10 protein-coding genes are annotated in these 12413 nt (G+C 35.0%); 2 read left to right on the forward strand and 8 right to left on the reverse strand.

Annotated features, from left to right (window positions below; genetic code table 11):
• Positions 1–43 precede the first annotated feature (43 nt).
• The 6 genes from LAB100_RS07145 to LAB100_RS07170 form a co-directional block, all read right to left on the reverse strand.
• Positions 44–1825, reverse strand: coding sequence for an ABC transporter ATP-binding protein (locus tag LAB100_RS07145; protein ID WP_119326510.1), 1782 nt, complete (start codon positions 1823–1825; stop codon positions 44–46).
• Complete coding sequence (locus LAB100_RS07150; RefSeq protein ID WP_119326511.1) at positions 1825–3543, reverse strand: ABC transporter ATP-binding protein; 1719 nt, start codon at positions 3541–3543, stop codon at positions 1825–1827. Before LAB100_RS07150 ends, LAB100_RS07145 begins: the two co-directional genes overlap by 1 nt.
• A 247-nt stretch (positions 3544–3790) precedes the next feature.
• Positions 3791–4198 carry a prenylated flavin chaperone LpdD gene (lpdD, locus tag LAB100_RS07155; RefSeq protein WP_119326512.1) on the reverse strand — a complete coding sequence of 136 codons (408 nt, stop codon included), beginning with the start codon at positions 4196–4198 and terminating at the stop codon, positions 3791–3793.
• Entirely contained in the window at positions 4198–4770 is a 573-nt protein-coding gene (locus LAB100_RS07160) for a UbiX family flavin prenyltransferase (protein ID WP_119326513.1), read from the reverse strand. Before LAB100_RS07160 ends, lpdD begins: the two co-directional genes overlap by 1 nt.
• An 11-nt stretch (positions 4771–4781) precedes the next feature.
• Positions 4782–6257 carry a UbiD family decarboxylase gene (locus LAB100_RS07165; protein WP_119326514.1) on the reverse strand — a complete coding sequence of 492 codons (1476 nt, stop codon included), beginning with the start codon at positions 6255–6257 and terminating at the stop codon, positions 4782–4784.
• Between the two features lie 105 nt (positions 6258–6362).
• Complete coding sequence (locus LAB100_RS07170) at positions 6363–6647, reverse strand: LasU family protein (RefSeq protein ID WP_119326515.1); 285 nt, start codon at positions 6645–6647, stop codon at positions 6363–6365.
• 611 nt (positions 6648–7258) lie between these two features.
• Here LAB100_RS07170 and LAB100_RS07175 point away from each other — a divergent pair.
• Positions 7259–8029 (forward strand): hypothetical protein, encoded by a 771-nt coding sequence (locus tag LAB100_RS07175; protein WP_119326516.1) that lies wholly within the window; start codon positions 7259–7261, stop codon positions 8027–8029.
• Positions 8030–8261: 232 nt separating this feature from the next.
• On the opposite strand, the gene LAB100_RS07180 is transcribed toward LAB100_RS07175, so the two are convergent.
• On the reverse strand, positions 8262–10586 hold the full coding sequence (locus tag LAB100_RS07180; RefSeq protein ID WP_119326517.1) for a UvrD-helicase domain-containing protein: 2325 nt from the start codon (positions 10584–10586) through the stop codon (positions 8262–8264).
• Complete coding sequence (locus LAB100_RS07185) at positions 10576–11463, reverse strand: LysR family transcriptional regulator (protein WP_119326518.1); 888 nt, start codon at positions 11461–11463, stop codon at positions 10576–10578. Before LAB100_RS07185 ends, LAB100_RS07180 begins: the two co-directional genes overlap by 11 nt.
• Positions 11464–11611: 148 nt before the next feature.
• On the opposite strand from LAB100_RS07185, the gene LAB100_RS07190 reads away from it, so the two are divergent.
• On the forward strand, positions 11612–12403 hold the full coding sequence (locus tag LAB100_RS07190) for an HAD family hydrolase (RefSeq protein ID WP_162894210.1): 792 nt from the start codon (positions 11612–11614) through the stop codon (positions 12401–12403).
• Positions 12404–12413 lie beyond the last annotated feature (10 nt).

Genomic DNA, 12413 nt, shown 5'->3' on the forward strand with positions numbered 1-12413 from the left:
AATGATACATATTCTTAATAGGATGTCTTTTTAATTTACTTGATTAATCAGTAACCATCTGATTGTGATATAAACCAGCGTAGAAGCCATTTTCTTTCAACAAAGCCTCATGATTACCTTGTTCGATAATGGTTCCATCTTTCAAAACAACAATCTTATCAGCATTCAAAATTGTCTTAAGTCGATGAGCAATGACAAAACTAGTCCGTCCTTGGATCACTCGATCCATCGCTGCTTGAATATTAGCCTCTGTAACGGTATCAACGTTAGAAGTAGCCTCATCCAATATCAACAATTGAGGATTAGTTAATATAGTTCTTGCAATTGACATTAACTGTTTTTGACCAGCTGAGAAAATACTCTGCTCATCTGATACTTCAGTATCATAGCCATTTGGCAAACTAGTAATAAATTCATGAATATTAGCTTGCTTAGCTGCATCGATTACCCGATCCATCCCTGCATCTGGATCTCCATAGCGAATATTATCAGCAATAGTTCCAGAGAACAATTGTGGGTCTTGAAGTACAATACCAACATTTTTTCGTAATTCCTTAAGTGAAAACTCACGAATATCAGTACCATCTATTGTAATTGCACCACTATCTACATCATAGAATCGATTCAAAAGATTCATTACCGTTGTTTTACCAGAACCAGTTGGACCTACTAAGGCAACCATTTCACCTTTATGAACCGAAATAGATACACCATGAAGAATTTCTTTACCCGGCAAATAACTAAAATGAACATCTGAAATTTGCAATTCATTTTTAATACCAGCTAAAGACTTACCGTCAGCTGGTTCTATTTCATCAGGTTGACTTCTTACCTCATCAACTCGACGGGCACCAGTAATTGCTAACTGGATCATTCCATACAAACTTGTAATTGACATAATTGGTTGATAATACTGTTGTGCATAATTAACAAAAACAACTACCAATGCTAAGGCTGCTCCGGTTGATAAAGTGCCATTTAAAGCAAACCAAGAACCAAAGAAAATAACGATAGCAGTATTGAGCAAAGACATACCTTGCATCAAAGGATTCAATACCCCTGACCAAATTTGGCCAGACATAGCGGATTTACGAACTTTTTGATTATACTTCTCAAACCCCTTTATAGAATCCTTTTGCAATCCATTAGTGATAATAACTTTTTGAGCTGTTACTTGCTCATTGATATATCCATTTAATTTACCGATATCATCCTGCTGATTATTAACTGCTACTCCAGCTTTTTTCATCACAACTGCGGCAATTATTAAAGCTACAGGAGTTGAACTCATTGTTACCCATGCCATAGTGACATTTTGATTAAACATAACAATCAGAATACCTATGAATTGCGCCATCGATAGAAAAATTTCAATTAACGCTTGATTCATAGCATTAAAAATATTATCTAAATCAGAGGTATAACGAGCTAAAACATCGCCATCACTGTGGGAATCAAAGTACTGAACTTGCATTCGTTGCATTTTGCGGAATAATCCCACACGCATAGTACCAGTTGAAAACGCCGTAATACGAGCCAAAATCAAACTGGCTATAAATAAAGTCAAAGCATCGCCAAGATACAATACCAAGTATATCCATAAAGTATTATGAAACGTTCCCAAACTTGCATTAGCACGTGTTGCAGTATTAGTCCACTGTTGCAAATATGTAGTCAATTCCGATACGGCACGCCCTAAATAAGTGGGAGCTATAACAATACAGGCAGTCGAGATTCCAATCAGAATAGCTGTCATTGTAAAGCCAAACCAATATCTCTTTAAATAGTGCCAATAATATTTACTAGCATTTTTTAAATCGCTCATTACATACCCCCCTCTCTAGCTTTTTGAGTTCGATAAATTTCCTGGTAAACTTCGTTGCTAGCAACTAATTCTTTATGATTACCATTACCGACAATATGTCCATCATCTAAAACTAAGATTCGATCAGCCCGTAAGATTGAAGAAATCTTTTCAGCAATCACTACTGTGGTAGTTGTAGTTAAGTCCTTATCCAAGGCTTCTTGAACCAATTTTTCAGATTGAGCATCAAGTGCCGAAGTGGCATCATCAAGAATTAAAATTTTAGGTTCCGCAATAACACCACGTGTAATTGACAAACGTTGCTTTTGCCCACCAGAAAAGTTTGATGAACGCTCTTCAACTGGTGCATCATACATCAATGGCAAACGTTCAATAAACTCTGATGCTTGAGCAATATTAGCGGCCCATTGCATTTGGTTGGGACTAGCATCCTCTTTTACTTGACGCAAATTAGCTGAAATCGTTCCCGAGAACAAAGTAGATCTTTGTAAAACATAAGCGACTGTATCACGTAAAGATTTTTCGGGTAGTTGACGGACATCAACTCCACCAACTTTTATAACCCCACTGTCAGGATCATATAAACGCGCTATCAACTGTGCCAAAGTCGTCTTACCAGAACCAGTAGCACCAACGATTCCAATCATTTCTCCAGCGTTAACTTTAAAACTGATATCTTTCAAGGTAGGTGCGTCATCTCCAGGATAAGTGAAAGTTACATGATCAAATTCAATATCACCTTCAACCGGAGTTGCATCGCCTTTAACATAAGTCATGCTAGGATCTGTTTGCATAACTTCACCAATTCTTCCTAGAGAAATATTAGCTCTAGAAGCAGCTATCATAAGAAAGCCACCATTAATAACTGCAAATAAAATCTGCATCAAATACGAAATGAAACTAGTGATTGCTGCTAAATAAGTTGGATGAACAGTTAAATTTTTTCCTACCAAATAAACAGCTAAAACGACTGCTATATTAGCGGTCAAAAAGAAGGCTGGCATCAAAATAGCAAAAGTATAACCAATTTTGGCTGTAACTTTAGTTAAACTATCTGAAGCTTTTGAGAATTTAGTAATTTCGTGAGGTTCTTGTACAAATGACTTCACAACTCTAATTCCCATCAAATTTTCACGAGCAACAGTATTAACATTTTCAATATCCTGTTGCGTTTCTGCAAAATAACTACTCATTTTTTGATATGAGTACCAACTAACAGCAATAACAATGATCATCATGCCAATTAAAACCCACCATTGTTGTGGCATGGTAATCATTGCCAGAATGAAAGCTCCAATAAAGAGTAATGGAATTCGACTAACTTGTTGAAAACCAGCCATTACAATTTGTTGAACCTGATTAATATCATTCGTCATTCTAACGACCAAATTAGATGCTGAAAATTTTTCAACATCCGCATAAGCAAAAGTTTGAACCTTATTATATAAATCGGCCCGCAGATCAGTTGCCACTCCTAGAGCTACATGTGCGGAATAAATAGTATTGATAACACCAGCGATGATTCCGATAATCGCTAAAATAATCAAAACTATCCCTTGTTGAAAAATAGTGCTTTTATCACCCTTTAAAATAGCATTCATGATTACTTGTAATAATCGTGGTTGCCACAATGTCGCAAATACTAGAGCAATGATTGATATAAGCGCAATATAAACATCTTTGCGATAGCGCTTAATATACGGCATTAATACTTTCATTAAATTCTCCCCTCCTATTAAGGTCTTAATTCAGTAAAAAAAAAGACACTTAGCAGCAGTCAGCTACCTAGCATCTTGTCCAGCCTCAATAATAAAGACCCTCCAATGAAACCTTAACTTGAATCAAAACATTAGTAGCAATATTACAGTTAATAAATATTAAATTCAAGTATCCTCCCTAATAATACAAAAAATATCTCACAATTACAGATATTTTATCCTATAATTGCAAGATATTTATTATTTTCTATGTGGGATTTTCCTTATCACTATAATAAATCGGTTCAGCAATTTTAAAATCCGTTTTTTGTAGCCAAGTTTTAATTTGATTACCTAAATTCTGTGACATTTGACTTGAAACCATAATTTGTTTCTTAGAAATATGGTTAACGTGAACGCCGGCAGTTATAGTACAGCTACCTAATAAGACTGGTTGAATTATTTTTCCAACTCTTATTGCTAACACATCGTCCTTATGGAATCTACCATCATGACTTGGGTATTTGATTGTTTGTAATTTTGTATCTCTAGTCAAAGTCGTAACAGTTCCAATATGAGGATTGTCCCCACCAGTAATGGCAATAAATAAATCTTTACCGATCACCTTTACTTCGGCAGTCATCGTGTAATTTTCTTTAGTAACAATAAATTCCATTAGATGCCCTCCCAACGACCATTAATCTCGTTTTCGATTCTCAAAGCGTCCAAAACCTTCATTGTCTGATGATCTACTAGATCTTGAATAGTTTGGGGATGATTGTAAAAAGCTGGAATTGGTGGGATCATTTGAACGCCCATCTTGGAAAGCTTAGTCATATTCTCTAAATGTATCGTATTCAATGGAGTTTCACGAGGTACCATAATTAGTTTACGCTGTTCTTTTAATGTGACATCGGCCGCACGAGAAATTAAATTATCACCGATACCAACTGCGATACTCGCTACCGTCTTCATACTAGCGGGAACAATCACCATACCATCAGTTAAAAATGAACCACTAGCAATTGTTGCTCCCAAGTCACTATCACTATAAAAATAATCAGCTAATTTTTTAACATCTGCCAATGACATTTCAGTTTCTAACTGCAAGTTTTTCTTGGCCCAAGCACTGAAAACAACATGCGTTTCTACATTAGCAATTTTTTGTAGTTTTTTCATTAAGTCAATTGCATAAATTGTACCTGAAGCACCGGTAACTCCAATAACTATTTTTCTCTTGCACGCCATTTTATCACTCCTTATTCTAGATACTTTTTCCAATCCTTCACTTCTTTAAATTGAGCTCTTACAAATTGATCCTTCATATCAAATGGAACTGTTCCATCGATAATTGTCTTAGAACTCATTCCACGTACTCGAATTGACTTAGGATCATATTCAGGTCTTTCTGAAGGATCTAAGGGATGATTTCTCATTCCTGGTAAAACCATAATATCTTTGTCACCCTGGAAACGTGTATTCATCGTCCAAATAACATCATTCATATCAAAAATGTCTACATCATCATCAACTAAAAAGACCGTCTTTAATTCTTTGAAAGCTGACAAAGCTAATATTGCAGCTTGTCTTTGAATTCCTTCATCGGCCTCATCATCTTTATGGATCTGCATGATAGTCATCAATTTACCACCACCTGCTGGTGGATTATAAACATTTACAACCTTTCCCGGAATAGCTTTATCAACTAATTCAAGGATACTTGCTTCGGTCGGAATACCAGCCATTGATACATGCTCTTCACTAGGTCCAATCATTGTCTGCATAATAGGATTATCTTTACGATGTGTAATAGCCTTGATTTTAACAACATTAACGGCTGGATTAGCATCACCATTGTAACCAGGGAACTCTGGCATTGCTTTACCTGTATGAGTATTAATGTCTTCTTGCATTGTTTGATTAGGCATGATTTCGGCTTCAATAACGTATTCAGCACGAGCAATTGCTTTTTCGTCGACCGTTTTGGCATCAACTAGTTGTACCGCTTGATTTCTCAAAGCACCGGCAATATTCAATTCGTCGTAACCTAGTGGCGTTGTAGGTGGTTCAAAAGTTGCTCCAATAGTGATAGCTGGATCCAAACCGATATTAATTGTAATTGGCATTGGTCGATCTAATTTTTCAAATTGTTTCTGGAAATTACCAATATGACGACCGCCAGGCATAATATACATACCAATCGTGTCCTTACCTTCCAAAACCATTCGATGAATCGTAACATCAGTCATAGTCTTATCTGGATTTGAACCTAAGACCAATCCTTCAGTAATATATGGACCAGCATCATACTCAGTATTAGTTGGTGCGGGCAAAATTTTGCGAATATCAAAATCCTTATCCGTTGCTTTGTGGACAACTTCTTGAACGGGAGCTTTGTCAGAATCGACCGTTACTGGAGCAACTGGGTGCTCAACTGAATCTTTCAATAATCGGCCCAAAGTCTTATAGTCATGATGTAAAATTATTCCATCACGTTTACGACTGGCCATAGCACCAATGAAGATTCTCGTCCCAGGAAACCCCTTGATATTATTAAACATCATTGCTGGTCCTTCTTGAGTTGGGCGTTTAACCGTTCCCCCAGCTCCAATATAACGATAGACACCTGATAACTCAGCATCGGGATCCACTTCAACATCGGTTTCGTGATATTGACCAGGAGCTTCTTTTAATTCATCAATAACTCTTCTCAAATCGTATGGTTGTTCTGACATAAAATTGCCTCCTCTTTCTTAACAAGAATCATTATAAGTTGGCAAACGATTGGGAACAATTCATGATATAGAAAAAGGTATTCCATAATGGAATACCTTTTTCATTTAACCTTGTTCCATTGAAAGAACTGCTACGATCAAGGAAATAACCCAGACTGCAATCATATAGCCATAGAACAACATATTTTGCTTTTTATATTTAAGATTTCGTGATGAATTGATCATTGCTTCAACAAAAGAAATAATTGGAATATAGACACTCAAACCAGTGATACTGATAACAAACGAAGTATTCCAAACGCCTCCGTTCATTCGTAAGTACAAACTATATAAATAAAGCAATATCAACAACAACGTAGGTATTACTTCAAAAATCCGACGAATTTTCATAAAAAATGCTATCTCCCATCTTCGGTATGATTCTTCTTAATTAAAAATGCCGTCCTCCGCAACAAAGAAAACTGGGCTGGAACGTAGTGGGCACAGATTTGAGCTAATTGAAGTTCGCAATTATCTCAAATACTGGCCTTCTACTAACCTCACTACGTGAGCTAAGTAGAATTTCACTACTGAGCCCATTTTCTTTGTTACTCCGGACTAGTGTATTACTCTGCTTTTTTAAATATATAAAATTGAATACTGCAAATCTTGTTAACAATAATAGAATTCAATCTTCAGTCGGGAGCAAACTCTCTGTGGACGCTCAGTGGTGAAATTATTCTTAGTGGGGAACCCACTTAGAATAAGGCCAATCTTGAAGACAATGTGAACTTCATTGGCTCCAAGTTGTGCCCACCACGTTCCAGCAGCCCACAGAGAGTTTGCGGACGACGAAATCATAAAATAATTCAGTTAATATTCGTTCCACAAACAATTTGGTATATACAATTATCATACCTTAATTTATTGAAAATTAAACTGCTCATTTATTATGGAATGTCATAATGTGACAATCTGATTTTATATAATAGATTTATCAAATAGATGGGACGGTGCTTCACATGACAAATTCTTACTCAAAATCATACAAAAATGTTAAAACTGAAATTATTGATATGGTAAAAGACAGCGAAAACGATGAAACCTGGGGTATTACTTTTGATGCTTCACCTTACATGGAACAGTTTGACATCTCTGACAAAACCTTAGACCGCATTCTGGTACAACTTGATCATGAAAACTATATTGAATTTGGTGCTAATCATCGTTTCTATGTTGCTTATCGTCCCTACCAAGGCAAAAAGCGTGAACTTTTTTGGGTAACTAAATTTGCTCAAAATAAACGTTTTAAAAATTATTTTGAAACTACCTTTTTGAATAATCATGCTGATGATTACGGCATGTATGTTGAACGTGAAAATTGCCGTTTGAAAGATCAATTTGCTTTTTCTGTTATCGATCAAGACGAATTACGTAATCTACCACAATCTCGTTTAACAAACGCGGCTGGTGTGATTTACCAACTTGATGATCCTACAATTGATGCTAAAACCATTTTGAAATTAAAATACCATTCCGTTAATCTCGTCTTACTTGGCAACGATCAATCACGTTTAAACAATTACTCGACTGTTTCTTCTATTTATTTAGAGGACTACAACATTCGTAAAAGTAACTCCAAATTCTTTATTTACAATTTTCATTATTATTTCCAAGATCTGACTTCAGATTATACGCAAGTCATTGAGAGCGCAATTTCACTCCTTAAATGGCAAAATAAAACTAATCGTCATTATCCAATTCAACACCTTGAAATGGAACGTGCTGAATAAAAAAACAGGCATCTATTAAGAAATCGATCATAAAAATGATCAAATCCTTCTTAATAGATACCTGTTTTTGTTTTATAATTTAAATTTTCAGATTTAATTAACAACAAGGTAAAAAACTAATCCGGAACAACAAAGAAAATTGGCTTAGTAGTGAACTTCAATTAGCTCAAATCTGTGCCCACTACGTTACAGACCAATTTCTTTGTTGTGGAGGACGGCATCCCTCAATATCCTACTTTTTAGAAGTCTTTTTCTTAGGCAAATTCAATTCAAATAACAACGGATTAGAGTCCGGCGCAATTCGTAAACAGAGTTCTTGTTGAGCCCTAGTTACCCCAACATAAAGCAAACGTCGTTCCTCTTCAACAAAGGCTGAGTAATTCTCTACCTCTTTATAAAAACCATGGAACATTGCAAATTCCTTTTTCTTATCCAAAGTTTTTTCCAAATTGATCGGATTAAAGGCATTATTATTCGTAATATCTTTATAGTCATCAATATGAGCCGAACTCAAAGCTCGTTCTAAAAATTCATAGCTCTTGTTATACACTGTCTTCCACTTTTTAACGAACTGATCGAATGCCATTTCTGGAGGGAACCAATCATTTAAAGCTACACCTGCACTTTCAACTTCTTTATTGGTCAAACCGTAAAGATAAACATACTTAAACTCCAAACCTTTAGCTTGATGCAGGGACAAAAATTGAATTCGATGTTCCTGTTTTCCCTGTTCCATTCGACTGGATAAAATTGACTTTTTCCGTTCCTCGTCGAAGAAGAAGTCGTCGATGCTTTGATAATTCTCTAACTCTTCTTCCAAATACTTCTTAATATCGTTAACTTCAGTTTTGGACATGAAATTTTTCTCTTCCATGTAATCAAAATACTTATCGGTCAATTTAGTAGCTGCTTTATACAAATCTTCAATTAAACTATGAGATAGTTTAGTTTTGCTTTCAAGATTATCAGCTTCCGATAGTCGTTGTTTAAAACGTTTAATACTATTGAAGTAAACTTGAACTCGTTCATCAGTACGTTTATAGGGTGTATTAGTTTCAGCGTTGTAAGCTTCTGCGGCTAATAAATACTTACTTAACTTTCGAAATTCATCATTAGCTCGAGCTTCTACTTTTCCCGTGTGATCCTTGTAAGCTCGAAAACCGATTCGATTTGCCTGATCAGCAAAATATTTATACTTATCTTGCCACAGAGCCATCATCAGCTCGACAATAATTCGATAGACGATATTATTCTGCAAAATAGCACTAGAATTATTGATATTGGCATAAATTTTCTGATTAGCTAACCAATCTGCCAACAACATTCGCGAAGAATTATAACGTACCAAAATTGCAATATCATCGTTGTTGATTTCAGGATCATTTATTTGTTTGACCAGTCGTTTTAGCATTTTTGAGCCGCTGCTAAAACCCGATTTTTTACTACTATATAATACGAATTTCCCCACATCTTTACGTCCAGAAAGAAGTTTTTTATCAAGGCGAACATGATTATGCTTGATTAAAGGAATCACACGTTTTAATATTTTTTCACCAGTACGATAATTAGTAGAGAGATTATGTTTTTGAGCATTCGGTAAAAGCCGTTTGTAATTCAAAATATATTGAGGATTACTGCCACGGAATGAATAAATACTTTGGTCATCATCCCCAATCACAATCAAATGTTGCATTGTTTCAGGACTTAACAATTGTGAAATAATTTGCCACTGTAAGTTATCAATATCTTGGAACTCGTCAATTACGGCAATTTTATAACGCGACATGATCTGTTGATAATAGTTCAAGTACTGTGGATCTTTCATACTCTCCAATAGCAACATTTTCATATCGTTAAAATCAATATAACCATTGCGACGCTTGAGTTCCTGATACTTATCAATCACATCTACATAATCTTCATAAAATTCCTGACTATGGTTTTGTCTAGAAAATTCTGACATCACCTTAATAGCTGCACTCAAAGGTTGTTCTTGAGTAGCAGTAGGCAAAACGCCATCAGTCGTTAATCCTTGATTGATCATATAATCGTTGAGATCAAACATTTCTTCTAGCATTTCTGCCTTAGTAATAACATTACTGGGATGCTTGATTTGGTCAGATAAATCCCTCATAAATAACCGATAACTCGTCAATACTTGGGCACTTTGGTACTCAGGATTTTGACGCAACAATTGGTAAAACAGAGCATGGAACGTGGTGAAATTAGGTCTACCAATTGAAAATTCCAGACCAGCATCACTTAACTGTGAAACAAAGCTATCATATCTTTCACCCATATCAACACGCGATTTGTGAGAAAAAGTAATTCCTAAAATTTCATCTGGATCAGCATTGCCTTTAGCAATAGCAATCAGAGCCATTAAAATAAAAATCGTTGTTTTACCAGATCCAGCACAGGCATTAACTAACAACGGTTTAGTAAAATCATTATTTAAAATTGCAATTTGTTCATCGGAGAACTTCATATTAAGACCTGATTCCATCAGATCAATAATTGCTTTTGTTGATAAATCTTGAATATCCTTATCCCCCAATTTTTACATTGTTTTGAACAGTTTGCCAAAACAAATTATTAGCACTTGAATGTTGCCCCTTCATGCGAATAAAACACAACTTATTCACAATATTAGTAGCTAACGGCACGATAGACACTTGCTCATTAGAAAAATTTCTGGCTGTCTTAGCCATCATTAAAGAAATACCCATATTATTTTGAACCATTTGCATAATTAAATCTACCCGAGTCCCTTTATAAGTTACCTCAGGTTCAAAACCAGCCTTTTGACATAATTCGATCACTGGCCTATAAAGATTAGTCGAAGGACCTAAAATTAAAAATCGTTCTTTTTCTAACTTACTTATGTCCAAACTCTCCTGATTTGCATATTGATGATTTTTAGGCAAAACAGCCACAAAAGTATCATCTTCCATAGGAAGATATTCCAAACTTGAATCATCAAAATCAAATACTCGGGCAAAAATAATTTCACACTTTCCAGTCTTCAATGAGGTTATTAAGTTATAACTCTCCTCTTCTTTCAACTGTATATGAATTTCTGGATGTTGTTCCAAGAAGTTTGTTATTAATTTAAAGCTTTGATAACTCGGCATTGTAGGGATAGTGTGCATTTTAATAACTAATTTTTCGGTCGCCTGAAAATCCTTTAATTCAATCATTAAATCGCTATAATTATGAATTATCTTTTTAGCATATGGTAAAACCAATTGGCCTTGCTGGGTCAACTCTATTTTTCGATGTGCTCTCTTAAAAAGTTTCGTATCAAGTTCTTTTTCCATTGCCAAAATTTGTTTAGAAATATTCGCCTGTGTCGTAAAGAGATTTTCGGCAGTATCAGTATAATTTAGTGTCTGGGACAAATTTACAAATACTTTTAACTTACGTAAATCCACTTTCAATACTTCCTATTCCATTTTAGAATACTATATCATAGTTCTTTCTAGTGATTTTAATGACCTATTTATGTAATCGGTTGTATTTTTATTCTATCTTCGTGTATTATTTGCTGTGATGGTTTTAATAATGGGAGGGAATTTACATTTGACTAAAATTAAATTAATTGCGACCGATATTGATGGAACACTCTTTGATGATGACAAACATTATAACGTTGATCGTTTAAATAATTACATTGATGCCTTACATCAAAAAAATATTCTATTTTCAATTGCAAGTGGCAATAACTACGATCACTTAAAACGAATTTTTAAGGAAACACCCAATATTGATCTATTCATTGCCGAAAATGGTGCTCAAATTGTAACTAACAACAAAACAATTTACGAGCGTCCCATGCCTAAAGAATTAGTTAACGATATGATTCCAACTTTGACTAGTGAACTCGATTTAAAATCTCTTTCTTTATCTGGAAAAAAGGCCAGCTATGCCGAAAGTAAAGAAAATCTACCACTCTACCATATGAGAAATATCGTTATTGTCGATGATCTTCTTAAAGTTAACGACAGCATTTACAAATTTAATATTCAATTGCAGCATGATGATTTAACTGATGCTATTAAATTTCTCAATGACAATTATGGAAATGATATCTACGCCGCGGTCAGTGGTTTTGGTAGTATTGATATTATGAGAAATCAAGTCAATAAGAGTATTGCCTTAAATCGTTTATGCAATCTTAAAAATATTGCTTTAGATGACGTTATGGCCTTCGGTGATAACCTTAATGACTTGGAAATGATACAAGAAGTAGGTACTGGCGTTGCCATGAAAAATGCTAAACCTCAAGTATTGGCTGTTGCTGATATGGTAACCGACAATGATAATAATCACGATGGTGTAGTAGACACTTTACAAAAAGAATTTGACTTATAAAAGTTTGCCA

Source organism: Companilactobacillus musae, assembly GCF_003967595.1.
GTDB classification, from domain to species: Bacteria; Bacillota; Bacilli; order Lactobacillales; family Lactobacillaceae; genus Companilactobacillus; species Companilactobacillus musae.

Excerpts from the sequence above, each read along its gene's own strand:
- LAB100_RS07145 (WP_119326510.1), bottom strand. The coding sequence starts at position 1,825 with ATGAGCGATTTAAAAAATGCTAGTAAATATTATTGGCACTATTTAAAG.
- LAB100_RS07150 (WP_119326511.1), bottom strand. The coding sequence starts at position 3,543 with ATGAAAGTATTAATGCCGTATATTAAGCGCTATCGCAAAGATGTTTAT.
- lpdD (WP_119326512.1), bottom strand. The coding sequence starts at position 4,198 with ATGGAATTTATTGTTACTAAAGAAAATTACACGATGACTGCCGAAGTA.
- LAB100_RS07160 (WP_119326513.1), bottom strand. The coding sequence starts at position 4,770 with ATGGCGTGCAAGAGAAAAATAGTTATTGGAGTTACCGGTGCTTCAGGT.
- LAB100_RS07165 (WP_119326514.1), bottom strand. The coding sequence starts at position 6,257 with ATGTCAGAACAACCATACGATTTGAGAAGAGTTATTGATGAATTAAAA.
- LAB100_RS07170 (WP_119326515.1), bottom strand. The coding sequence starts at position 6,647 with ATGAAAATTCGTCGGATTTTTGAAGTAATACCTACGTTGTTGTTGATA.
- LAB100_RS07175 (WP_119326516.1), top strand. The coding sequence starts at position 7,259 with ATGACAAATTCTTACTCAAAATCATACAAAAATGTTAAAACTGAAATT.